At 64.1% G+C, this 22,350-nt stretch carries 23 protein-coding genes; 15 read left to right on the top strand and 8 right to left on the bottom strand.

The annotated features are described in order from the left end of the window. Positions 1 to 13 precede the first annotated feature (13 nt). The 4 genes from AC4FWB_RS18865 to AC4FWB_RS18850 all read left to right on the top strand — a co-directional run bounded on the left by AC4FWB_RS18865 (position 14) and on the right by AC4FWB_RS18850 (position 3,997). Positions 14 to 1,195, top strand: coding sequence for an AI-2E family transporter (locus AC4FWB_RS18865; RefSeq protein WP_491027776.1), 1,182 nt, complete (start codon positions 14 to 16; stop codon positions 1,193 to 1,195). A gap of 89 nt (positions 1,196 to 1,284) precedes the next feature. Continuing rightward, positions 1,285 to 2,127 (top strand): arylamine N-acetyltransferase family protein, encoded by an 843-nt coding sequence (locus tag AC4FWB_RS18860; protein ID WP_491027775.1) that lies wholly within the window; start codon positions 1,285 to 1,287, stop codon positions 2,125 to 2,127. 3 nt (positions 2,128 to 2,130) lie between these two features. After that, complete coding sequence (locus tag AC4FWB_RS18855; RefSeq protein WP_491027774.1) at positions 2,131 to 3,129, top strand: LLM class flavin-dependent oxidoreductase; 999 nt, start codon at positions 2,131 to 2,133, stop codon at positions 3,127 to 3,129. Positions 3,130 to 3,202: 73 nt separating this feature from the next. Then, the gene (locus AC4FWB_RS18850; protein WP_491027773.1) at positions 3,203 to 3,997 is read left to right on the top strand and encodes an inositol monophosphatase family protein; all 795 of its coding nucleotides are present in this window, start codon (positions 3,203 to 3,205) and stop codon (positions 3,995 to 3,997) included. Positions 3,998 to 4,037: 40 nt separating this feature from the next. Here AC4FWB_RS18850 and AC4FWB_RS18845 read toward each other — a convergent pair whose 3' ends face one another. After that, positions 4,038 to 4,658, bottom strand: a complete 621-nt coding sequence (locus tag AC4FWB_RS18845; protein WP_491027772.1) for a L,D-transpeptidase — start codon at positions 4,656 to 4,658, stop codon at positions 4,038 to 4,040. 559 nt (positions 4,659 to 5,217) lie between these two features. Between AC4FWB_RS18845 and dnaK the strand changes: the two genes are divergently transcribed. From dnaK to AC4FWB_RS18815, 6 genes are all read left to right on the top strand, one after another. After that, positions 5,218 to 7,134: a molecular chaperone DnaK gene (dnaK, locus tag AC4FWB_RS18840; RefSeq protein ID WP_491027771.1), complete on the top strand. Its 1,917-nt coding sequence runs from the start codon at positions 5,218 to 5,220 to the stop codon at positions 7,132 to 7,134. Between the two features lie 219 nt (positions 7,135 to 7,353). Then, entirely contained in the window at positions 7,354 to 8,484 is a 1,131-nt protein-coding gene (dnaJ, locus tag AC4FWB_RS18835) for a molecular chaperone DnaJ (protein ID WP_491027770.1), read from the top strand. Between the two features lie 114 nt (positions 8,485 to 8,598). Further along, positions 8,599 to 9,204, top strand: coding sequence for a phospholipid N-methyltransferase PmtA (pmtA, locus tag AC4FWB_RS18830; protein ID WP_491027769.1), 606 nt, complete (start codon positions 8,599 to 8,601; stop codon positions 9,202 to 9,204). 98 nt (positions 9,205 to 9,302) lie between these two features. After that, complete coding sequence (locus AC4FWB_RS18825; protein WP_491027768.1) at positions 9,303 to 9,899, top strand: NADPH-dependent FMN reductase; 597 nt, start codon at positions 9,303 to 9,305, stop codon at positions 9,897 to 9,899. Between the two features lie 17 nt (positions 9,900 to 9,916). After that, entirely contained in the window at positions 9,917 to 10,615 is a 699-nt protein-coding gene (gene pyrF / locus AC4FWB_RS18820; RefSeq protein WP_491027892.1) for an orotidine-5'-phosphate decarboxylase, read from the top strand. Between the two features lie 97 nt (positions 10,616 to 10,712). Then, a complete protein-coding gene (locus AC4FWB_RS18815; protein WP_491027767.1) occupies positions 10,713 to 11,000 on the top strand; it encodes a DUF1330 domain-containing protein in 288 nt (95 codons plus the stop codon). Positions 11,001 to 11,296: 296 nt separating this feature from the next. Here the strand turns inward: AC4FWB_RS18815 and AC4FWB_RS18810 are convergent, their stop codons facing one another. The 7 genes from AC4FWB_RS18810 to AC4FWB_RS18780 form a co-directional block, all read right to left on the bottom strand. After that, complete coding sequence (locus tag AC4FWB_RS18810) at positions 11,297 to 12,355, bottom strand: D-alanine--D-alanine ligase family protein (protein WP_491027766.1); 1,059 nt, start codon at positions 12,353 to 12,355, stop codon at positions 11,297 to 11,299. A 94-nt stretch (positions 12,356 to 12,449) separates the two neighbouring features. Next, positions 12,450 to 13,322 (bottom strand): SMP-30/gluconolactonase/LRE family protein, encoded by an 873-nt coding sequence (locus tag AC4FWB_RS18805; protein WP_491027765.1) that lies wholly within the window; start codon positions 13,320 to 13,322, stop codon positions 12,450 to 12,452. Beyond that, positions 13,322 to 13,960 (bottom strand): 2-dehydro-3-deoxy-6-phosphogalactonate aldolase, encoded by a 639-nt coding sequence (locus AC4FWB_RS18800; RefSeq protein WP_491027764.1) that lies wholly within the window; start codon positions 13,958 to 13,960, stop codon positions 13,322 to 13,324. Before AC4FWB_RS18800 ends, AC4FWB_RS18805 begins: the two co-directional genes overlap by 1 nt. Next, positions 13,957 to 14,892 carry a 2-dehydro-3-deoxygalactonokinase gene (locus AC4FWB_RS18795; RefSeq protein WP_491027763.1) on the bottom strand — a complete coding sequence of 312 codons (936 nt, stop codon included), beginning with the start codon at positions 14,890 to 14,892 and terminating at the stop codon, positions 13,957 to 13,959. The genes AC4FWB_RS18800 and AC4FWB_RS18795 overlap by 4 nt, the downstream gene beginning before the upstream one ends. Then, positions 14,889 to 15,656, bottom strand: a complete 768-nt coding sequence (locus AC4FWB_RS18790; RefSeq protein WP_491027762.1) for an SDR family NAD(P)-dependent oxidoreductase — start codon at positions 15,654 to 15,656, stop codon at positions 14,889 to 14,891. Before AC4FWB_RS18790 ends, AC4FWB_RS18795 begins: the two co-directional genes overlap by 4 nt. 233 nt (positions 15,657 to 15,889) lie before the next feature. Then, positions 15,890 to 17,239: a putative bifunctional diguanylate cyclase/phosphodiesterase gene (locus tag AC4FWB_RS18785; RefSeq protein ID WP_491027891.1), complete on the bottom strand. Its 1,350-nt coding sequence runs from the start codon at positions 17,237 to 17,239 to the stop codon at positions 15,890 to 15,892. Further along, the gene (locus AC4FWB_RS18780; protein ID WP_491027761.1) at positions 17,239 to 17,388 is read right to left on the bottom strand and encodes a hypothetical protein; all 150 of its coding nucleotides are present in this window, start codon (positions 17,386 to 17,388) and stop codon (positions 17,239 to 17,241) included. Before AC4FWB_RS18780 ends, AC4FWB_RS18785 begins: the two co-directional genes overlap by 1 nt. 179 nt (positions 17,389 to 17,567) lie before the next feature. On the opposite strand from AC4FWB_RS18780, the gene AC4FWB_RS18775 reads away from it, so the two are divergent. The 5 genes from AC4FWB_RS18775 (at position 17,568) to AC4FWB_RS18755 (ending at position 22,123) form a co-directional block, all read left to right on the top strand. Further along, positions 17,568 to 18,575, top strand: coding sequence for a glycosyltransferase (locus AC4FWB_RS18775; protein ID WP_491027760.1), 1,008 nt, complete (start codon positions 17,568 to 17,570; stop codon positions 18,573 to 18,575). Further along, positions 18,575 to 18,949 (top strand): GtrA family protein, encoded by a 375-nt coding sequence (locus tag AC4FWB_RS18770; RefSeq protein WP_491027759.1) that lies wholly within the window; start codon positions 18,575 to 18,577, stop codon positions 18,947 to 18,949. The genes AC4FWB_RS18775 and AC4FWB_RS18770 overlap by 1 nt, the downstream gene beginning before the upstream one ends. A 78-nt stretch (positions 18,950 to 19,027) precedes the next feature. Next, positions 19,028 to 19,975, top strand: coding sequence for a glutathione synthase (gene gshB, locus AC4FWB_RS18765; RefSeq protein WP_491027758.1), 948 nt, complete (start codon positions 19,028 to 19,030; stop codon positions 19,973 to 19,975). Positions 19,976 to 20,192: 217 nt separating this feature from the next. Next, a complete protein-coding gene (locus tag AC4FWB_RS18760; protein WP_491027757.1) occupies positions 20,193 to 20,768 on the top strand; it encodes a DUF2272 domain-containing protein in 576 nt (191 codons plus the stop codon). Positions 20,769 to 21,061: 293 nt separating this feature from the next. Next, entirely contained in the window at positions 21,062 to 22,123 is a 1,062-nt protein-coding gene (locus AC4FWB_RS18755) for a cyclic nucleotide-gated potassium channel (RefSeq protein WP_491027756.1), read from the top strand. Positions 22,124 to 22,350 lie beyond the last annotated feature (227 nt).

Raw genomic sequence — 22,350 nt, 5'->3', positions numbered from 1 at the left:
GCGAGGGGAACCGATGAAAGCCGAAACGACCGCGTCGGGCGCGAGCGTTGCCGAAAGCCCCGATCCGCGTGCCTCAGACCCGCGTGCCGGAGCGCGCGCCGAGTTGCGGCTGATGCGGTCGTTGCTGATCGGCATCTTCATTCTGCTGACGGTATTCGCGCTCTATTTCGCCCGCGCTTTCTTCATGCCGGTGATCCTCGCCTTCCTGCTGGCGCTGACGTTGACGCCGATCGTGCGCTTCCTGCGCAAGCACGGTATTCCAGACGTGCTCTCCGCGACGCTGCTGGTGCTGCTCTCCATATTCATCTTCGTCAGCGCCGGTTATCTGCTGAGCGGGCCGGTTATCAACCTTGTCAACAACAGCTACTCGATCGGCCAGCAGCTCACAGAAAGGCTGGCGCCGTTCAAGCGTCCGCTCGAGATGATGGCGGATGTTTCGCGCCAACTCGGGGCGCTGACCGAGACCGCGCAGGAACCGGGCGTGCAAAGGGTCTCGGTGGCGCCGTCCGGTATTCTGTCCGCCGCGGCCAGCAACATCCTGGGGGCAGGCACCTCGATCACCATCGTCTTCGTGCTGTCGCTGTTCCTGCTCGCCTCGGGCACCTTGTTCTACGAGAAGATCGTCCAGTCCTTCACCAGCCTCAGCCAGAAGAAGCGGGCGCTGCGCGTCGTCTATGACGTCGAGCGCGAGATCTCGCATTACCTGCTCACCGTCACGCTCATCAATGCCGGCCTCGGCACGGTGATCGGGCTGGGCCTGTGGGGGCTCGGCATGCCGAACCCGCTGGTCTGGGGCGCGGCCGCGGCGCTCCTCAATTTCCTGCCCTATGTCGGCGCGCTGACGACCATCCTCCTGGTCACCGTCATCGCGCTGATCAGCTTCGATTCGATCTCCTATGCGCTGCTGGCGCCCGCCTTCGTGTTGCTGTGCGATATTGTCGAGGGCCAGTTCGTGACACCGGTCATGGTCGGCCGAAGGCTGGAGATCAATGCGGTGGCGATCTTCATCGCCATCGCCTTCTGGTCATGGCTATGGGGTTTTGTCGGCGCGCTGATGGCGGTGCCGCTGCTGGTGGTCATCAAGGTGTTCTGCGACCATTTCGACGGCCTCAGCCATGTCGGCAATTTCTTGGCGGCGCAACAGACCATCCTCGTCGAAGACGAGCCGGCCGAGAACAACCACAAGGCCGTCTGACGCCCTGGCCCAATCCTCAAACTCGGCCCTGGTTTGCCGCATCGGCGACGAGTGCCTATATCGGACCGGTCAAGCCGGACCCGCCCCTCATGACCGACGCTTCCTTCGACATCGATGCCTATTTCGCGCGCATTGGCTATCGCGGCCCGACGGATGCTTCGCTGGCAACGCTGAAGGCGCTGCACCGGCAACATCCGCATGCGATCCCGTTCGAGAATGTCGATGCGCTGATGGGTATTTCGGTCGGGCTCGATCCGGCGTCGCTGCAGGACAAGGTCTTCGGCCAAGGCCGCGGCGGCTACTGCTTCGAGCACAATCTGATCTTCATGCATGCGCTTGGGGAGCTGGGTTTCAATGTGACCGGGCTCGCCGCCCGCGTGCTCTGGGGCCAGCCGGACGACACCATCACGGCGCGCAGCCATATGCTGCTGCGGGTCGAGCTCGATGGAAAAACCTATATCGCCGATGTCGGCTTCGGCGCCCTGACGCTGACGGCGCCGCTGCTGCTGGAGCCAAATCTCGAGCAGCAGACTCCGCACGAAGTGTTCCGTATCGCCGAGGCCGGCGATCATTTTCGCCTGCAGGCCAATATCGGCGGCGCCCATATCGGCGGTGATTGGCGCACGCTCTACCGCTTCGACATGCAGCGGGCCTACGAGGTCGATTATTCCGTGAGCAGCCATTTCCTGTCGACGCATCCGAGCTCGCATTTCCTGTCGACCCTGGTTGCCGCGCGCGCCCTGCCGGACCGGCGCTACGCGCTGCGCAACAACCGCTTGTCGACCCATCACCTTGGCGGCCGCAGCGAGCAGCGGGAAATCGCCTCGGCGGCCGAGCTCGCCGACGTGCTGGAAGGCCAGCTCGCCATCGTCATTCCCGACCGCGCCGCCTTCGAGGCGAGGTTGCGGCAGAAGCAAATCGTGGAGACCTGATCAATGACGGCCCTTTCGGTTCTCGACCTGTCGCCGATCACCCAAGGCAGCAATGCCTCGCAGTCGCTCGCCAATTCGCTCGACCTTGCCCGCCATGCCGAGCGGCTGGGCTACAAGCGCTACTGGCTCGCCGAACATCACAACATGCCTGGCATCGCCAGCGCCGCGACCTCCGTCGTCATCGCCCATGTGGCGGGCGGGACGAAGACGATCCGCGTCGGCGCGGGCGGCATCATGCTGCCCAACCATGCGCCGCTGGTGATCGCCGAGCAGTTCGGCACGCTCAACGCGCTTCATCCGGGCCGCATCGACCTCGGCCTCGGCCGCGCGCCGGGCACCGACATGATGACGGCGCGGGCGCTACGCCGCAATCTGGAGGCCAGTGACAACTTCCCTCAGGACGTCGTCGAGCTGATGGGCTATTTCCAGCCGGCCGAGGAAGGCCAGCGCATCCGCGCGGTGCCAGGCGAAGGCCAGGAGGTGCCGGTCTGGATCCTGGGCTCCAGCCTCTACGGCGCGCAGCTCGCCGCATTGCTCGGCCTGCCCTATGCTTTCGCCTCGCATTTCGCGCCCGCCGAACTCGACCAAGCGCTGGAGGTCTATCGCACGCGCTTCCAGCCCTCGGCCCAGCTCGACAAGCCTTATGTAATGCTCGGCCTCAATGTCTTCGCGGCTTCCACGGATGCCGAGGCGAAGCTGCTCTTCACCTCGCTGCAGCAGGCTTTCGTCAATCTGCGCAGCGGCCGGCCCGGGCAATTGCCGCCGCCGGTCGAGAACTATGATCGCGATCTCGATCCGGTGGCCAAGACCATGCTTGCCCAGGCGCTGTCCTGCGCCGTCGTCGGCTCGCCGGACACGGTCCGCCAGGGCATCGACGCCTTCGTGCGCCGCACCGGCGCCGACGAATTGATGGTGACGGCGCAAATGTTCGACCACGCGGCGCGGGTGCGCTCCTTCGAGGTTCTGGCGGACGTGCACGGATCGATGTCGCAAGCCGCCTGATCACTGAGCGCCTTTTGCCTGACATGCTCATCTGCTAGGGGGCAGGCGTCTCTCCTCAAGCGCGAGCTTTCCCGTGACCGATGATCTCGACCAGCGCACGCATTTCGCCATCGATCTCGCGCGGCGCGCAGGCGAGCTTGGGCTGAAATATTTCCGCGACCTCGAAAACCTGACCATCGAGAGCAAGGGCCATCAGGATCTTGTCTCCGACGCCGATCGCGAGGTGGAGCTTTTCGTCCGTGCGGCGATAACAGCAGCCTATCCGGACGACGGCATTGTCGGCGAGGAGCATGCGCCGGTTACCGGCAAGACCGGCTATGTCTGGGTGATCGACCCGATCGACGGCACCGCCAATTTCGTGCGCGGCATTCCCGCCTGGTGCGTGGTGATCGCCTGCGCCAGGAACGGCGAGACCGTCGTCGGCGTCATCCATGAGGCGTCGACCGGCGAAACCTTCCATGGCCGCCTTGGCGGCGGCGCCTTCGTCAACGGCAGGCCGATCAGGGCAAGCGGCGCCTCCGCGCTTTCCGAAGGCTCGGTCGGAACCGGGCTGTCGAACCGCGCGTCGACCGAACATGTCGCCGTGCTGGTCAAGATGATCATGGCCGAGGGCGGCGTCTTCTTTCGCAACGCGTCCGGCGCCCTGATGCTCGCTTATGCCGCCGCAGGCCGGCTGCTCGGCTATGTCGAGGAGCACATGAATGCGTGGGACTGCCTTGCCGGCATGCTTCTGGTCGAAGAGGCGGGCGGCACAGTGCTGAAGCCGGACCCGAGAACGGTCGTCAGCCAAGGAACGCAAGTGATCGCCGGCGGAAGCAACATCTTTCCGAAGCTGCGCATGCTTTGCACGGAAGCGTTCCGAAACTAGTCGGTATTGGAGCGGCCGCGGGAAGACGGCAACGCGGCGTCTATATGACGATCACCTTGGTGCCGATTGCGGCACGGTCATAGAGATCGATGATGTCCTGGTTCATCAGGCGAATGCAGCCCGCCGAGACGGCTTTGCCGATGGACCACCATTCGGGGCTGCCATGCAGGCGGTATCCGGTGTCGCCCTTCTCGTTGAAGAGATAGAGCGCCCGCGCGCCGAGCGGGTTCATGAGTCCGGCGTCCATATGGGCCGGTATGATGTGGCCGCGGTTGCGCTCGCGCACGATCATCGCCGACGGCGCGCTCCAATCCGGCCACTCGCGCTTCCGCTCGACATGCGCGGTGCCATGCCACTCGAAGCCCGCTTTGCCGACGCCGATGCCGTAGCGCAGCGCCTGACCGTCTCCCAACACGTAGTAGAGGAATTTTGCTCCCGTATCGACGACGATGGTGCCGGGCGCTTCGTCGGTCGCGTAAGGCACCGTCTGCCGGTGGAACTTTTGGTCGACCTTGTAGATCGGAACCGGCGGAATGCGGAAACCGGCGTCGGTGAGGCCGCCATAGGCCAGTGGGGAAGTCTGCAATGCGCCGCCGGTGGTGCAGCCGGAGAATGCGACCATCCCGGCAAGTACCCCGATCAGGATCGATTTCGCGCGCATGATCCAAGCCGGCGTTCGTGCCGGCGATCTGCCGCATCTTGTCTTATTCGTAGTCCCGCATGCTTCAATTGCCAAGTTTCCATCTTCTTCGGCTGACACTGGCTGCTTCGTTCGGTCGATGCCACCAAGCTAAGCGATGACGGTTTGCACGATCGCTAGGGCCGCCGGCCCGTGCGTACTTCCGAACGACCCCCGACAGGGCCAAGTGCATGGCGGCAAAGAAGTTTTTCCGCGCATTCGCGACCCAAAGTCACGCCCGCCGCGCCAAGCCTGCCCTTGCCCGATATGCGACAGGCATGCTTAGGCTCGGAAAAAATCCCGTCTGGACAATGAGATAGAAGAAATTCGCACCGATCCTCGTGTAAGGCGCGCCGGTCCGTTCCGGGATGGCAGACGCCTTGCGCAGAATGCTTGCGCGCCGTGCCGCCTGTTCTTATATACGCGCCAACCGTCCGGCCTTGAAAATCCGGGACCGTGACGGAATTTCTTGTGAACAGGGGCTTTCGTCGGAACGCCTTATCAGGGTCCTGAGAGCCTGCTTAGCGGAGAGACCAGAACAATGGCAAAAGTAATCGGTATCGACCTCGGAACCACCAACTCCTGCATCGCCATCATGGACGGCAAGGAGCCCAAGGTTATCGAGAATGCGGAAGGCGCGCGTACGACCCCTTCCATCGTCGCCATCAACAGCGACGGCGAACGTCTCGTCGGCCAGCCGGCCAAGCGCCAGGCGGTCACCAATCCTGAAAACACCATCTTCGCGGTCAAGCGCCTGATCGGCCGCCGCTATGACGATCCGGTGACGGAGAAGGACAAGAAGCTTGTCCCCTACAAGATCGTCAAGGGCGACAATGGCGATGCCTGGGTCGAGGCCGGCGGCAAGAAGCAGTCGCCCAGCCAGATCTCGGCCATGATCCTGCAGAAGATGAAGGAAACGGCGGAGGCCTATCTCGGCGAGAAGGTCGAGAAGGCGGTCATCACCGTTCCGGCCTATTTCAACGACGCCCAGCGCCAGGCGACCAAGGACGCCGGCAAGATCGCCGGCCTCGAGGTGCTGCGCATCATCAACGAGCCGACGGCCGCGGCACTTGCCTATGGCCTCGAGAAGAAGGACGGCAAGACCATCGCCGTCTATGACCTTGGCGGCGGCACCTTCGACATTTCGGTGCTCGAGATCGGCGACGGCGTCTTCGAGGTGAAGTCGACCAATGGCGACACCTTCCTCGGCGGCGAGGACTTCGACATGCGCCTGGTCGAGTACCTGGCGGCCGAGTTCAAGAAGGAGCAGGGCATCGACCTCAAGGCCGACAAGCTCGCGCTCCAGCGCCTGAAGGAAGCGGCCGAGAAGGCCAAGATCGAGCTGTCGTCGACGACGCAGACCGAGATCAACCTGCCCTTCATCACCGCCGACGCCACCGGACCGAAGCACCTGACGATGAAGCTCACCCGGGCGAAGTTCGAGAGCCTGGTCGAGGATCTCGTGCAGCGCACCATCGACCCCTGCAAGGCGGCGCTCAAGGATGCCGGCCTGAAGGCGGGCGAGATCGACGAGGTGGTCCTGGTCGGCGGCATGACCCGCATGCCCAAGATCCAGGAGATCGTGAAGCAGTTCTTCGGCAAGGACCCGCACAAGGGCGTCAATCCGGATGAGGTCGTGGCGCTCGGCGCCGCCATCCAGGCCGGCGTGCTGCAGGGCGACGTCAAGGACGTGCTGCTGCTCGACGTGACGCCGCTGTCGCTCGGCATCGAGACGCTAGGCGGCGTGTTCACCAGGCTGATCGAGCGCAACACCACGATCCCGACCAAGAAGAGCCAGGTGTTCTCGACCGCCGAGGATTCGCAGTCGGCGGTGACGATCCGCGTCTTCCAGGGCGAGCGCGAAATGGCGGCCGACAACAAGCTGCTTGGCCAGTTCGACCTGGTCGGCATCCCGCCGGCCCCGCGCGGCGTGCCGCAGATCGAGGTCACCTTCGACATCGACGCCAACGGCATCGTCAACGTCTCGGCCAAGGACAAGGGCACCGGCAAGGAGCACCAGATCCGCATCCAGGCGTCCGGCGGCCTGTCCGACGCCGACATCGAGAAGATGGTGAAGGACGCCGAGGCCAACGCCGACGCCGACAAGAAGCGCCGTGCCCTCGTCGAGGCCCGCAACCAGGCCGAATCCCTGGTGCATTCGTCCGAGAAGTCGCTGAAGGACTATGGCGACAAGGTCTCGGAGGCCGACCGCACCGCGATCGCCGACGCGATTGCGGCGCTGAAGACCGCCGCCGAGGGCGACGACGTGGCCGACATCGAGGCCAAGTCGCAGTCGCTGGCCGAAGCCTCGATGAAGCTTGGCCAGGCCATGTACGAGGCCTCACAGAAGGAAGCGGCCGAAGCCGACGCCAAGGCGGATGCCGCCAAGGATTCGGACGTGGTCGACGCCGACTTCGAGGAAATCGACGAAGACGACGAGAAGAAGAAGTCGGCCTGAGCCGGCTGACGGCGAATAATGCGAAAAGCCCGGCGCAAAGCCGGGCTTTTTTGCAACCTTCGCTGAAAAAGTGCGGGTCCGGCCTAAAAAGCACGGAAAAACACGGGCTGAGCCCGGCCCGGCACTAGTATCCGGGCAACATCGCTCCTAAATCGAACAACGTGCCGGCGACGACGCAACAATGCTTGAAGACATTGAGCATCCGGACTGCGGGAAAAAATGAAAGCTGATTTCTACGAAACGCTGGGCGTGCAAAAAGGCGCCGATGACAAGGAACTCAAGAGCGCTTTCCGCAAGCTCGCCATGCAGTTCCATCCCGACCGCAATCCCGGCGACCATGCCTGCGAGCACAAGTTCAAGGAAATCAACGAGGCCTACGAGACGCTGAAGGACCCGCAGAAGCGCGCGGCCTACGATCGTTTCGGCCACGCCGCCTTCGAGCAGGGCGGCATGAACGGCGCGGCGCACGGCTTCGGCGCCGGCGGCTTCGCCGACATTTTCGAAGATATTTTCGGCGACATGATGGGCGGTCGCCAGCGCCGCTCGTCGGGCGGCCGCGAGCGCGGGGCGGACCTGCGCTACAATATGGAGATCTCGCTCGAGGAGGCATTCTCCGGCAAGACGGCGCAGATCCGCGTGCCGGCCTCGATGGCCTGCTCGGAATGCTCCGGCAGCGGCGCCAAGCCCGGCACGCAGCCGGTCACCTGCGCCATGTGCCATGGCCACGGCAAGGTGCGCGCCACGCAAGGCTTCTTCTCGATCGAGCGCACCTGTCCGCAATGCCAGGGCCGCGGCCAGACGATCAAGGACCCCTGCCCGAAATGCGCCGGCCAGGGCCGCGTCACCGAGGAGCGTTCGCTTTCGGTCAACATCCCGGCCGGCATCGAGGACGGCACCCGCATCCGGCTTGCCAATGAGGGCGAGGCCGGCCTGCGCGGCGGCCCGTCGGGCGACCTCTATATCTTCCTGGCGGTCAAGCCGCACGAATTCTTCCAGCGCGACGGCGCCGATCTCTACTGCAAGGTGCCGATCTCGATGACGACCGCCGCCCTTGGCGGTTCGTTCGAGGTCACCACGCTCGATGGCACGCAGACCAAGGTGAAGGTGCCGGAAGGCACCCAGAACGGCCGCCAGTTCCGGCTGAAAGGCAAGGGCATGCCGGTGCTGCGGCAGCCCAATGTCGGCGACCTCTACATCCAGACGGCGGTCGAGACGCCGCAGAATCTGTCGCGCCGCCAGCGCGAATTGCTGGAAGAGTTCGAGCAGCTCTCCTCGAAGGACAATTCGCCCCAGTCGAGCGGCTTTTTCGCCCGTATGAAGGACTTTTTCGAGTCGTTCGGCGAAAGCTGATCTTTATCCGGCAACATTCCCGAGCGTCATCAACACCTTATGCCAGGTTGACGCCTTGCCTTGTTCCACCTAGCTGATAAGTAGCGGTTCGGGGGAGCGTTGAGGAGAGCTCGCATGGCACGTGGTCCCGGGTTGCGCAAAGCGCTGGCGGAAAAATTCGACGACGAGCTGAAGTTCTTCAAAGGCTGGATCGACAAGCCGAAGGCGGTCGGTTCGATCGTTCCCACCAGTTCCATCACCGCCCGCAAGATGGCCTCGATCGTCAACCCTAAATCGGGCCTGCCGGTGCTTGAGGTCGGTCCCGGCACCGGCGTCATCACCCGCGCCATCCTTGCTCAGGGCGTGAAACCGGAAAATCTCTACGCGGTCGAATACTCGACCGACTTCGTACGCCACCTGCGCCGGCTCTATCCGCGCGTCAACGTCATCGAGGGCGATGCCTTCAATCTAAACGCCACGCTCGGCGACAAGCGCGACATGGTGTTCGATTCCGTCGTCTCCGGCGTGCCGCTGCTCAACTTCCCGGTCGCCCAGCGCATCGCCTATGTCGAGAGCCTGCTCGACCGCATCCCGCATGGACGGCCGATCGTGCAGCTGACCTACGGCCCGCTGTCGCCGATCCCGCCCGGCCGCGGCAATTACACGGTCAAGCATTTCGATTTCATCATCCGCAACATCCCGCCGACGCAGCTGTGGATATACCGGCGCGAAAGGCATTAGATGAGGGGAGTAGGGAGTAGGGAATGAACAGTTCAACTTCCGCGCTATCCCTACTGCCCTACTCCCTTACTCCCCTACTCCCTTAGCGAAGCGAGCCAATGGCGTTGATCCCAAGAATCCTCGTCTTCGCGGGCTCCGTCCGAACCGGCGCTTTCAGTGGGCGGACAGCCGATGCGGCGCAGAAGGAGCTTGCCCTGCAAGGCGCCGAAGTAACCCGCATCTCGCTCGGCGACTATCCGCTGCCGATCGTGGACGAGGACTTGCGGAAGGAAAAGGGCATTCCCGAAAACGCCATGAAGCTTGGCTGGCTGATCGCCACCCATGACGGCGTGCTGATCGCGACCCCCGAATACAACGGCTCGCTGCCGCCGCTGCTGAAGAATGCGATCGACTGGGTGAGCCTGGCGCGCCATGACGGCGCCCGCAGCTTCAGGCCGCTTGCCGGCAAGGTCGCCGGCCTCTGCTCGTCTTCCAAAGGCCACTTCGCCGGGATACGCTGCATCAACCATCTGCGCGCCGTGCTGGTGCGATGCCAGATGGAGGTGGTGACACCGGAGTGCTCGGTGCCGGAGGGCGACAACGCCTTTGACGAGGATGGGAATTTCAGGGACGAAAGATTACGCCAATCGATGGAGCGTCTATGCCGCACACTGATCGAAACCTCGCGCATGCTGTCCACCCGGATCGAGGCGTGATCCAGGTCGGAGACGCCATGCACGCCGACACGATGCGCGACAGGCTGATCGTCGGCCTCGACGTGCCGACGCTCAAGGAAGCCGAAAAGGCGGTGCGCGAGCTGGAGGGCGCCGTCTCCTTCTACAAGATCGGCTACCAGCTCGCCTTCGCCGGCGGGCTGGATTTCGCGCGCGAGCTCGCCAGCGGCGGCACCAAGGTCTTCCTCGACATGAAGCTGCTCGACATCGACAACACCGTGGCCAAGGGAGTCGAGAACATCGTCAGGATGGGCATGACGATGCTCACCATCCACTCCTATCCGAAGGCGATGCGGGCCGCCGTTGAAGCCGCCAAGGGCAGCGACCTTTGCCTGCTGGCGGTCAGCGTGCTGACCTCGATGGACGAGCAGGACATGATCGACGCCGGCTATGAGTATGATCCGCACACGCTGGTGCTGAGGCGCTCCGAACAGGCGCTGCATGCCGGCATGGGCGGCATCGTCTGCTCGGCCGAAGAGGCCGAGGCGGTACGCCGGATCGTCGGACCCGACATGGCCGTTGTGACCCCCGGCATTCGGCCGGCCGGCAGCGCCCATGGCGACCAGAAGCGTGTGGTGACGCCCGCGCAAGCGATCCGCAACGGCTCCAGCCACCTCGTCGTCGGCCGGCCAATCGTCGCGGCGCCGGACCGCCGCGCGGCGGCCGAGGCGATCCTGGCCGAGATGCAATCGGCCTAAGGACCAGTTCTGAAACCCTACTCCGGTGGTCATCTGGCCTCGCCTGAGCGACTCCACAATCGGTCCTGGTCCGCGCAACACAAGCAGGAGAAAAGGCATGCCAAAGGGATACTGGATCGCCCGCGTCGATGTGCGCGACGCCGAGGGCTACAAGGACTATGTCGCGGCCGCAAAGCTCGCCTTCGACCGTTTCGACGTGAAATTCCTGGCGCGTGGCGGCGAGCACGAGAAGGCCGAGGGACCTGGACGCGCGCGCAACGTCATCATCGAGTTCGAATCCTTCGCCGCAGCGCATGATTGCTACCACTCGCCGGAATACCAGCGCGCCGTCGCCATCCGCCAGAAGGTAGCCGATGGCGAGATCGTGCTGGTCGAGGGGGTTTAGTTTGTCGGCCGACCGTTCGGCCTGGACATGATCAAAGAATGCGGTGGCGCAGAATAAGATATGTAGTGATCCTTCGCGCCCCCCTCTGTCCTGCCGGACATCTCCCCCACAAGGGGGGAGATTGGCAGCGTCACCGGCGGCGCCCTTCCTTCAACGCTGAAGATTGGCGAAAGCCGACGCGACATCCGATCTCCCCCCAAGTGGGGGAGATGTCCGGCAGGACAGAGGGGGGCGCTGTCCCGCCGGCGTCTCAAAAACCTCTCCACCGCCACAGGCTTCAGCCCAATCCCGAAGGTTCATGGCCTCAGCCGATTCGCCGCCGTCTCCGCCATCGCTTCCGCCAGGCTCATGCCCCACTGCTTGCGGCAATAGTCGCGAAAATCGAAGCAGGGCAGGCCGGGGCAGACTTCGAACTCGATGAAATGGATCGTATCGTCGGCCTCGGCCCTGAGATCGACGGAGAAGACGTCCTTCAGGCCAAGCCCGGTGATCAGCTTTTGCACCATGGCGCGGATCGCCCGGTCGGCCGCCGGCTGGCTGCCGGCGACCGGCTCGAGCTCGGGCTCGGCGTAGTTTCCGGCATCCTTGGCGACCTGGCCGGTATCGCCATAGAGCGCCATCGAGTCGGCCATGGTCTGGAAGTCGCCGCCGGACTCGACGAAGGCGATGCCGAGCGCCTCGACGCCGGTCTGAGGCTCCAGCCCGAGGAAGCTTGCCCGCACATTGCGGCCGGCGACATAGGGCTGGACGACGACATCGTCGCGATAGAAGGCAAAGACACGCCGGCTAAGCTCCAGCGCGTGGCTAAGATCATGGCAGCGCGAGTCCGGCCAGATGCCGATCTTGGCGCCGAGCCGGTTGGGCTTGACGAACCAGCCGGCGGGCGAGGCCAGCGGCTCTGCCAGCCATTCGCCGTTGCGCGCCAGGCCGGCCGGTGGCACCGGCAGGCCAAGCGAGCCAAGCACGGCGCCGGAGCGGAACTTGTCCTGGCAGAGCGCGAACAGCGCATCGTCGGCGCCGATCGTGCGCAGTCCGTTCAACCGCGCCATGGCGGGTGCTGCACCGCCGCGGAAATAGGCGGTGCCGTCGGTCAGCGTCCAGACCAGGGTGCTGGCCGGATCGGCTTTTGCCAGGACCAGGGCTGCATCGTCGAGCTCGACGGCCATGAAGGCGAGGCCACGCTTTTCGCAAGCGGCGGCGAGCTGGTCGAACTCAGGCGCGAGATCGGTCGACTGCGCCAGATAGGACGAGATTTCTATGGCGCGCTCGGCCGGATAGCCGTCGGCGACGAGCCGGTCGAAGCAGGCCTTCTCCGGCTCATGGACAAGGATCAGCGTCGGCCCGTTGCGCGGCATGGAAGCTCCCAGCGAAATCAGGCGCTACCATCGCATGGCCGTTGCAATCGGCTTGCGGGAAACCGACCGCGCCGGGCGATAATCCGCAAACCGCTCAGGCGATCAGCACACGCGGCTCGAAGCGGCCTTTAACCGGGATGTCGAGAAGAAACGTCATGCCCGCCTGCGGGTCGAGCTTGCGCTGTTTTTCATCCTTGCCCTTCCAGGCCGAGGTCACCGCCAGGCGGTCGGCCTTCCGGCCGACAAAGGCCGGGCAGGAGGGCTGTGTCACCGGCATCGCGATTTCGCGCAGCAGCGTGCCGTCCGGCGAATAGGCTTTTATCGCCTTGCCGCCCCAGACGGCGTTCCACAGCACGCCGTCGCGGTCGACGACCGAGCCGTCGACATAGCCCTTGGACGAACGGTGATCGACGAACACCTTTGGCTCGCCAATGGGCAACCCCGTCGCCGGATCGCAGGCAACACGCATCAGAAGCCCGGTGGCGGTGTCGGTGTAATAGGCGACCGACCCGTCCTCGGAAAAGCAGATCGAGTTGGAGACGGTGATGTCGGCAAACAGCCGGCGAAGCTCGCCCTTGAAAAACCAGTAGATCGCGCCGGCGCCCTTGCCCTCGTCCCTGCCCATCGTTCCGGTCCAGAAGGCGCCGCAGGGATGGACGCGAGAATCGTTGGAGCGGGTCAGAGGATTGTCGGCCTCGATAGGCGTGTGCAGCGCCAGCTTGCCGGTCGCGACATCGCGCACATAGAGGCCCTTCTCGGTGGCGATGAGCTGGCGGGCATCGTCGATGATGGCGATGGCGCTGGCCATCAGTCCGAGGTCATGCACCTTCAGCGCGCCGGCGAGCGGCTTTTCCAGAAGCTTGCCGTTGACGATGTCGAACCAGAACAGCGTGTCGGTGGCGGGATCGTAGCTCGGACCCTCGCCGAGCTCGCAGATGTGGTCGCTGAAGATCGAAACGCTATCCATCATTTCTCTCCGAAAGCCTCGTCCCAAGCGGCGACCGCGGCGCGGGCGCGCTGCGCCACATCCTCGACGCTGGCGCCCGGCTTGTAGAGGCTCGACCCCAGCCCGAACACGCTGACGCCGACCGCCTTGTAGCCGGCAAAATCCTTGTCGGAAACGCCGCCGACAGCGCCGATCAGGGTCGTGGTCGGCAGCACCGCGCGGATCGCCGAAATGCCGCCAGCGCCGAGCACGCTTGCCGGAAAGAATTTCAGCGCCGAAGCGCCAAGCTTTATGGCCTGGAAGGCTTCGGTCGGCGTGAACACGCCGGGCATCGTCACCATGCCGTAACGCATCGCGCGGCCCATCACCTCGACATCGATGTTGGGGCTGACCAGCAGCCGGCCGCCGGCCTTGTGCAAGGCATCGACATCGACTGCCGTCAGCACCGTGCCGGCGCCGACCAGCGCGGTTTTGGGAAGCGCCGCCACAATGCTGGCGATGGAGGCGAACGGCTCCAGTGAATTGAGCGGCACTTCGATCGCCTCGATGCCGGCGTCGAAGATCGCCTGGCCGATCGCCACCGCTTCCGTAGGCTTCAGCCCACGCAGGATGGCGACGAGGCCGCGCCGTAGTTTCGGGAAAGGTGCGGTCTGGCTCATCGAGCGCCTCCGATCATGCCGTTCTCGCGCGCGGCCTCCACAAGGCCGGCGCGCACCGCTTCATCGGCATCGACGATGCGAAAGGCAAGGCCGGCGAAGCCGAGAGCGGCGCCGTAAAGCGCGGCGAGCGCACCGGAAGCGATCAGCACGACCGGAGCATCGCTTGCGCCATAGCGGCGCCTGGCCGAAGCGATCTCGCCGCCGATCAAGAGCCCGGACAGGCAAGCCGCGGCATCTTCGGATTTCAGATCCTGGAGCAGCCCGGCGGCGCGGATCGCGAACAGTTTTGACGTGACGTCGCCGCCCTCGCCGAGCGCTTGGCTGCACCACTGGCGGAAGAATGGGCTGTCCACTGCCACGGGGGCCGGATGCTCGCCCAGCGAATGTTTCAGGATCGAATGCGCGGCGAGCACCGAAAACAGCTCGCCCGTCGGCCAGGTGCCGAAGCCGGCGACCGCGCCGTCCTCGACCGCGACCCATTTCGAATGCGTGCCCGGCATGCAGACGAGATGGCGGCCCTTTGCCGGCAAACCGGCGCCGGCGAGCTGTGTTTCCTCGCCGCGCATGACATCCGGCGCGTCGGCCAGGCGCTGGGCGAGGCCGGGAACGATGCGGATATCGCGGCTCGAGCCCTCGATGCGGGCGGCGCCGGCAAGGATGGCGCCGATCGGCGCCGGCACGGTGACATAGGGCGCCTCGATCCAGCCTTGGCGGGAACCGGCCATGCCGCAGATGATGACCGGCAGCGCTTCCGGCGCGCCCATGGCGGCGAGGTGGCCTTCCAGCACCTTGGCAAAACCTTTTTCGCGCGCGGTGATCAGCCCGTCGTCGCCGCGCCGCTCGGCAAGTACCTTGCCGGCGCCGTCGAGCAGCCAGGCCCTCAGCCTGGTCGTGCCCCAATCGAGCGCGGCGACCGCGGGCGCGCCGCTCACAGCACGCCCCCGTCGACGATCAGCATCTGCGCCGTCAGCATGCGCGAGGCGTCCGAGGCCAGGAACAACACGGTGCCGACGATGTCGTCGGGCTGCATGACTTGCCTGATGCATTGCTTGGCGACGTGGGCAGCGAGCGCCTCCTCGGTAACCCAGAGCTCCTTCTGCCGCTCGGTGATCACCCAGCCGGGCGCGACCGCGTTGACGCGGATGCCGTCGGCGCCGAGCTTGCCGGCGAGGCCCTTGGTGAGGCCGAGTATGCCGGCCTTGGCGGCGGTATAGGCCGGCATGTCCGGATGGTTGATGAGATAGGAGGTCGAGGTGAAGTTGATGATCGAGCCGCCGCCGGCGCGCTTCATGCCGGGCGCCACCGCCTGAGCGCTGAAGAAATGCGGCCGCAGGTTGATCGCAAGGTTGTTGTCCCAGAACTCGACCGTGACGTCCTTCACCTCATGGCGGTCGTCGAGCGCCGCATTGTTGACGAGCACGGTGACATCGCCATGCGCCTGTGCCGCCTTCACCACTGCCGCTCGCAGCGCCTCGACGTCGCGCAGGTCGGTCTTGAGGTAGAGCGGGCGCCGGCCAAGCTCCTTTTCCATACGGTCGGCGAGCGCCGTGCTGGATTTGTCGGCAATGTCGATGAAGGCGACCCTGGCGCCCTGCCGCATGAAGCCTTCGGTCAACGCCGCGCCGATACCGGAACCGCCGCCGGTGATCAGCACCGAGGCGCCGTCGAGGTCGGCGAAACGCGCCGATGGCATCATGATTTCTTTCTCCCTTTGGCCGGCGCGCATCCTAGCCACGCCGGCCCCGGGAGCAAGGGCGAAAAGGCGTTTTTCGGGCTTATGTCTGACAAAATGGCCGCCGCGCCTTCGCGCGGCGCGAACTGGTCGGCTTGGATCGCGGATTGGTATTTGCCTTTACGCAATTCCAGACGGAAGGCTACGGCGAAGGCGCCGAGCCTAACTGTTTCACACTTTTCCTGGAATTGCTTCGGTCAGATCGCCTTGGCGTACAGCGCGCCGCGATAGGAATCGCGCAGATAGCCGAGCGTGGCGTCGGCATCGACCGGCTTGCCGAAGAGGTAGCCCTGCCCACCGGCGCAGCCGAACTGGACGAGGCGGTCGGCCTGCGCCTCCTCCTCGATGCCTTCGGCCACCACATCCATGCCGAGCCCTTCGCACATGGCGAGAATGGCGCGAATGATATGCTCCGACGGCCGATCGTCGAGAATGGAGGAGACGAAGGCGCGGTCGATCTTGAGCTTGTCGAAATGAAATTCGCGCAGGCGCCCGAGCGAGGACTGGCCGGTGCCGAAATCGTCGAGCGAGACGCGGATGCCGACCCGGCGCAGATCCTCGACGATCTTCTCGGCCGAAGCCGGATCGGTCATCAAGCCGGTTTCGGTGATCTCGATCTCCAGCCGGCGCGGATCGAAGCCGGTGCGGTCGAGGATGGCGAGAATATGCAGGCCGGTGTTCTGGTCGACCAGCTGCGACGGCGACAGGTTGAAGGACAAAAACAGGTCCTTCGGCCAGCTGCGCGCCGCCTCGGTCGCCTTGCGCAGCACCAGTTGCGACAGCGGGCCGATGATGCCGCGCTCCTCGGCGATGGGAATGAAGACGCTCGGCGGCACCATGCCGAGATCGCGGTCGGTCCAGCGGGCGAGGGTCTCGAAACCGATGGTGCGGCGGGTGTTGAGATCGACGATGGGCTGGAAATGCGGCTCGACCTCGCCGGCGGAAACGGCGCGGCGCAGCGCCTGCTCGATGCGGGTGACGCGCTTGGCCGCCTCCTCCATCTCGCGGGTGTAGACGACGACGCGGCCGCGGCCCGAACGCTTGGCGTGGTAAAGCGCGGTCTCGGCCTTGTTGATCAGGATCTCGGTGGTCTCGTCGCCGGAATAGAACAGCGAGCAGCCGACCGAGGCCGACAATCGCGCGGTGCGCTCGCCGACGTCATAGGGCGCCGACAGGATTTCGATCAGCATGCGCGACTTCTCGGCCGCCTGCTCCTCGCTGAACACCATCGGATAGAGGAAGGCGAACTCGTCGGCGCCGATGCGGCAGACGGTGGAATAGCCGTCCATCGAGGCGCGCAGGCGCATCGCCACCTGGATCAGGATGTCGTCGCCGGCCTTGTGGCCGAACAGGTCGTTGATCGGCTTGAAGCCGTCGAGGTCGAGGATGCCGACGGTGAACGGCGCAGGATCATCGGCGCGATCGCTGATCAGGCGATCGACCTTGTCGAAGAAGCGACGATGGTTGCCAAGCCCGGTCAGCGGATCGGTGAAGGCCAGATCCGAGTTTTCCCTGCCTGGCTGTCCGGTGCCAAACGTCGTTTGCATCATGTCCCTGTTCTGACGGCGGTATTTATCTTCAGACTGACAGCAAAGCGTTTAGGAAAGGTATCGGGAAAATCGATTTTTCCGATGCCCCCAAAAAAGGACGGCGCTTCGCAGATGGCGACCAGACCGACCCCATGCGCTTCCAGCACTTTGGCGTGCCTCGTCGGAGGTTCCAGAAATGTGTCCAGGGCCAGAAGGTTGGCAGCGTCGAGGCCTTCGGAGCATGGGATGGGTTTAAACCTGGCCTTAACGGCTTCGATAAATAGTAAACTGGTCCGACAGCCCGGCCTAAGAACGGCCAGAGGCTGGCCGGGCACCGGAGACAGACATGCCGCATGAGGTCCGCAACGAGCCGGCAATCGCCGTGCTGCTGCCCTGCTACAATGAGGAGCTGACGATCGGCGAGGTCGTGCGGCGCTTCCGCGATACGCTGCCTTCCGCAACGATCTATGTCTACGACAACAATTCGCGCGATCTGACCGCGCTGAAGGCCCGCGCCGCCGGCGCCGTCGTCGTGCGCGAACCGCGCCAGGGCAAGGGCAATGTGGTGCGCCGCATGTTCGCCGACATCGAAGCCGACATCTATGTGATGGCCGACGGCGACGGCACCTATGCGCCCGAAGATGCGCCGCAGCTGATCAACACGCTTTTGACCGAGCGCTGCGACATGGTCGTGGGCACCAGGCGCGGCGTCGCCGACGATGCCGGCCGCTCCGGCCATGCCTTCGGCAACCGCATCTTCAACCGGCTCTACAAGGGCCTGTTCGGCGCCGATTTCACCGACATCTTCTCCGGCTACCGGGTCTTTTCGCGGCGCTTCGTCAAAAGTTTCCCGGCGGTTTCCGGCGGTTTCGAGATCGAGACCGAAATGTCGGTCCATGCCTCGCAACTCAAGCTGCCGGTGAGCGAAATGGCGCTCGACTACGGCCGCCGGCCGGAAGGCTCGGCTTCGAAGCTGTCGACCTTTCGCGACGGCGCCCGGATCCTGTGGATGTTCGCCATGCTGATGAAGGAGACGCAGCCATTGCGCTTTTTCGGCACGTTCGCCCTGTTCTTCCTGGCGGCCAGCATCGGCCTGATGATCCCGGTGCTCGTCGAGTTCGCCGAGACAGGGCTGGTGCCACGCATGCCGACCTGGGTGCTCTCGGTCGGCCTGCTGCTCCTGTCCATGCTGGCGGCGGTGACCGGGCTGATCCTCGATTCCGTCTCGCGCGGCCGCGCCGAGCAGAAGCGCATCTTCTACCTGTCCATCCCCTCCGGTCGTAGCGAGCGCCGCGCGAGCGGCAGCGGGCAATCTCCGAAGAGCGAGCCGGGCAAGGCCTCGCGGGCGGCTTGATGGGCCGGCTTGCCCGCTTCGTGCTTGCCGGCGGCATCGGCTTCGTCGCCGACGCCGCCGGGCTCTGGCTGCTGCTTTCCGTCACGCCGCTCGGACCACTGGTGGCGCGCGTGCTTTCGATCGGCTTCGCGCTCACCGTCACCTGGCAGTTCAACCGGCATCTGACCTTTGCGCCGTCGAGCCGGGGCATCGCGCAGGAAGGCGCGCGCTATGGCGGCGTCGGCATCGCCACCAGCATCGTCAATTATTTGGTCTACTGCGCTATCCTCTACGCGCTGCCCGCCCTGCCGCCGCTGGCAGCGCTAGCGGTTGCCTCGATCGTCGCCATGGCGCTTTCCTTCTTAGGTTACTCGCGGCTGGTCTTCGACCGCTGAGAGCCTGCACCAAGCAAGCACGATTGGCAGAAGCCTTCGAGTTCCTTATATCGGCGGCAGGGTTTGCCGGAGATGAAAATGCCGCTGAAGATCGCCGTCCAGATGGACCATGTCTCGACCGTGTCGATCGCCGGCGACACCTCGTTCGCGCTGTCGCTGGAAGCGCAGCGGCGCGGCCATCAGCTCTTCCACTACACACCGGACCGGCTGTCGATGCTGGGCGGCAAGGTGTTTGCCCACATCGAGGAGATGAAAGTCCGCGACGAGAAGGGCAACCACTATTCGTTGGGCGATCCCGTGCGCACCGACCTGTCGGAGATGGACGTCATCCTGCTGCGACAGGATCCGCCCTTCGACATGAACTACATCACCACCACGCATATCCTGGAACGCATCCATCCGAAGACGCTGGTGGTCAACGACCCGGCCTGGGTGCGCAACAGCCCGGAAAAGATCTTCGTCACCGAATTTCCCGACCTGATGCCGGAGACGCTGATCACCAAGGACCCGCAGGAAGTGGCCGCCTTCCGCAAGGCGTTCGGCGACATCATCGTCAAGCCGCTCTACGGCAATGGCGGCGCCGGCATCTTCCATCTGCATGAGGCCGACCGCAACCTTGCCTCGCTGCTCGAAATGTTCGGCCAGCTGTTCCGCGAGCCCTATATCGTGCAGCGCTATCTCAAGGACGTGCGCAAGGGCGACAAGCGCATCATCCTGATCGACGGCGAGCCGGTGGGCGCCATCAACCGCGTGCCGGCCGAGCACGATTCGCGCTCCAACATGCATGTCGGCGGCCGCGCCGAAAAGACCGAGCTGACAGAGCGCGAGCGCGAGATCTGCGCCCGCATCGGGCCGGCGCTCAGGGAACGCGGCTTCATCCTCGTCGGCATCGACGTCATCGGCGACTACATGACCGAGATCAACGTGACCTCGCCGACCGGCATACGCGAGGTGCAGCGTTTCGGCGGGGCCGATATTGCGAGCTTGTTCTGGGATTGCGTCGAGGGGAAGCGGAGGAACGACTAGCCGCACACCCGCTTCGGGCGAGAGGCGGTCGTATCTGACTGCACTTTGCAGGCTGCCGTCCTCCCGCTCTCAAGAATCATGTGCGCGCCGACACGCTCTGCTAGAACCTCCGCCCGTATCCCAGCTATAAATATAGCTAAGCGTAATTTAGCTCCCCGTATTGCAGGATATGCTAACTTAGGTTAGTATTTCTCTGCTTGTAGGGAGGGGTGGTCACATGCCTACTGCTTATGCAGCGAAGCTCGCCTCTTTGGCGGAGGCTGAATTTAACAGCTTTGGTGGATTTCATGAGACTACGCCGAAGATGGCGGGTCGCATCAAGAAGTATTGGACAGGTATAGGTCTGGGCTTTCCAGGCGTCGGCACTGCATGGTCGGCGGTCTTTGTGTCGTTTTTCGTGAAGTCGGCCGGCGCGACAGCCGCCGAGTTCCATTTCGCGGCGGCGCATTCACAGTTTGTGTTCACCGCCATACAGAATGCCGCAGCCAACAGTGGGGTTTTTCGTGGCCGAGCATTGAGCTATGCACCGAAGATCGGCGACATCATCCAGAATAACCGCAGCGGAAATAAGTTCGACTTCGCCTTTGCGGCCGCGCACAAGGCCTATGAGTCACATTCGGCCATAGTGGTGGAGCAAGGTGTCGATGGCAGCGGAAAGTATGTCCGCACCATCGGCGGCAATGAGTCCGACACAGTCGGCGACCACGTTATTCGCCTCACGGCCGGCGGCCTCATCAAGCAGCCAGTCGCCGATCCAGCACGCTATATCTGCGTGATCGAGAATTTGAAGTAACGTTCGACTCTTATCTGAGTGCGGAAACTGTTTCACGGAAACGGTGAAACCCGCTATCTCCTTGTTTTAACGCAGGGGCGGAATCGTGTAGGAAGCTCCCTGCGTGAACGTCTTGCGGGTTCCGTCATCCATTTTGACGGTGATGGAAACGACATAGCCGACATGCGGTACCTGGCAGTTGTCCGCCGTGACGACCGGTTTCACACATTCGGACCATTCGCAGCGACAAGCACCTTTGCGCTTGCCTTGAAGGCATTCTATTTTGGAGCGTAGTCGCCGCTCGTGGGCATGGAATGTCGGTACTGCCTTTCCTAAGAATTTACGCGCCGCCCAACGCGGCGCTGGCTGCGCCCGGGCTTCTGGCGGTGGCCGCGCTCACGATACCGGACCTGTCCGGACGAAGCAGACTGGCTCTGGCTGCCGTGCTCGCTGTCATTTGGGGCGCCTATCTCCTGCAACTCGCCGCGACGCTGCTCAAGCGGCGGGCGGGAGACGTACGGACGCCGGCAATCGCCATCGATGTGCTCGCGGTCTTGGTTCCACTCGCCGCATTTCTGCTCGTCGGCACGCCCGACCGGAGCCTCTACTGTGCTGTCTGGCTGCTGAAACCGCTGCGCGACTCGACCTTCTTCCCGGTGCTGGGCAGGGTGCTGGCCAACGAAGCGCGCAACCTGATCGGCGTCACCACGCTCTTCGGCGTCGTTCTGTTCGGTGTCGCGCTCGCGGGCTATGTCATCGAGCGCGACATCCAACCAGAAAAGTTCGGCAGCATCCCCCAGGCAATGTGGTGGGCGGTGGTCACGCTGTCCACCACCGGCTATGGCGACGCTATACCGCAAAGCTTCGCCGGCCGCGTCCTTTCCGGGATGGTCATGATGAGTGGCATCGGCATCTTCGCGCTCTGGGCTGGCATTCTTGCCACCGGCTTCTATCAAGAAGTGCGTCGCGGAGATTTCGTCCGCAATTGGCAATTGGTCGCCGCCGTGCCGTTGTTTCAGAAGCTCGGCCCGGCCGTGCTGGTCGAGATCGTGCGCGCGTTAAGACCTCGCATCGTGCCTGAGGGCGCCGTGATCTGTCGCAAGGGCGAGCCCGGCGATCAGATGTTCTTCGTCGTGGAGGGGCGCGTCAGCGTCGCGACGCCGAACCCGGTGGAGCTTGGCCCTGGCGCCTTCTTCGGCGAGATGGCGCTGATCACCGGCGAACCGCGTATGGCGACCGTCAGCGCCGCAACGGCGGTCTCGCTCCTGTCGCTGCACTCGGCGGATTTCCAGATGCTGTGCAGCAGCAGCCCGGAGATCGCGGAAATCATCCGCAAGACCGCGCTCGAGCGGCGCGGCGCGGCGCCGACGGCTTGACCGTACCAGAGCGCTTCAGCGTTTCACGAAAACGCCGAACCGCTCTATCTATTTGTTTCAGGCAATTCCGGACGGAAAACCGTTACGCACTTTTCCTGGAATTGCTCTAGGTGTGGGCTTTCAGAAGGTTGTCCATTCGGACCTGACCGAGGAGACTGGAGTTACCACGCTTCAGATTCGCCGGAGGGTCCGAATGAACATCCATAAGAATGCCCGTCTCACGCCGC

The organism is Mesorhizobium sp. LEGMi-168a (assembly GCF_058312955.1).
Note: the sequence above shows the minus strand (reverse complement) of the source record. Positions and strands in the feature narration are given on the sequence as shown.

Bases quoted from the DNA above. Each gene is read 5' to 3' on its own strand.
- gshB (WP_491027758.1), top strand. From the start codon at position 19,028: ATGCCGCTGAAGATCGCCGTCCAGATGGACCATGTCTCGACCGTGTCG.
- AC4FWB_RS18755 (WP_491027756.1), top strand. From the start codon at position 21,062: ATGTCGGTACTGCCTTTCCTAAGAATTTACGCGCCGCCCAACGCGGCG.
- AC4FWB_RS18770 (WP_491027759.1), top strand. From the start codon at position 18,575: ATGGGCCGGCTTGCCCGCTTCGTGCTTGCCGGCGGCATCGGCTTCGTC.
- AC4FWB_RS18845 (WP_491027772.1), bottom strand. From the start codon at position 4,658: ATGCGCGCGAAATCGATCCTGATCGGGGTACTTGCCGGGATGGTCGCA.
- AC4FWB_RS18815 (WP_491027767.1), top strand. From the start codon at position 10,713: ATGCCAAAGGGATACTGGATCGCCCGCGTCGATGTGCGCGACGCCGAG.
- AC4FWB_RS18860 (WP_491027775.1), top strand. From the start codon at position 1,285: ATGACCGACGCTTCCTTCGACATCGATGCCTATTTCGCGCGCATTGGC.
- AC4FWB_RS18785 (WP_491027891.1), bottom strand. From the start codon at position 17,239: ATGCAAACGACGTTTGGCACCGGACAGCCAGGCAGGGAAAACTCGGAT.
- AC4FWB_RS18865 (WP_491027776.1), top strand. From the start codon at position 14: ATGAAAGCCGAAACGACCGCGTCGGGCGCGAGCGTTGCCGAAAGCCCC.
- pmtA (WP_491027769.1), top strand. From the start codon at position 8,599: ATGGCACGTGGTCCCGGGTTGCGCAAAGCGCTGGCGGAAAAATTCGAC.
- AC4FWB_RS18855 (WP_491027774.1), top strand. From the start codon at position 2,131: ATGACGGCCCTTTCGGTTCTCGACCTGTCGCCGATCACCCAAGGCAGC.
- AC4FWB_RS18790 (WP_491027762.1), bottom strand. From the start codon at position 15,656: ATGATGCCATCGGCGCGTTTCGCCGACCTCGACGGCGCCTCGGTGCTG.
- AC4FWB_RS18800 (WP_491027764.1), bottom strand. From the start codon at position 13,960: ATGAGCCAGACCGCACCTTTCCCGAAACTACGGCGCGGCCTCGTCGCC.
- AC4FWB_RS18810 (WP_491027766.1), bottom strand. From the start codon at position 12,355: ATGCCGCGCAACGGGCCGACGCTGATCCTTGTCCATGAGCCGGAGAAG.
- AC4FWB_RS18805 (WP_491027765.1), bottom strand. From the start codon at position 13,322: ATGGATAGCGTTTCGATCTTCAGCGACCACATCTGCGAGCTCGGCGAG.
- pyrF (WP_491027892.1), top strand. From the start codon at position 9,917: ATGCACGCCGACACGATGCGCGACAGGCTGATCGTCGGCCTCGACGTG.
- dnaJ (WP_491027770.1), top strand. From the start codon at position 7,354: ATGAAAGCTGATTTCTACGAAACGCTGGGCGTGCAAAAAGGCGCCGAT.
- dnaK (WP_491027771.1), top strand. From the start codon at position 5,218: ATGGCAAAAGTAATCGGTATCGACCTCGGAACCACCAACTCCTGCATC.
- AC4FWB_RS18760 (WP_491027757.1), top strand. From the start codon at position 20,193: ATGCCTACTGCTTATGCAGCGAAGCTCGCCTCTTTGGCGGAGGCTGAA.
- AC4FWB_RS18775 (WP_491027760.1), top strand. From the start codon at position 17,568: ATGCCGCATGAGGTCCGCAACGAGCCGGCAATCGCCGTGCTGCTGCCC.
- AC4FWB_RS18825 (WP_491027768.1), top strand. From the start codon at position 9,303: ATGGCGTTGATCCCAAGAATCCTCGTCTTCGCGGGCTCCGTCCGAACC.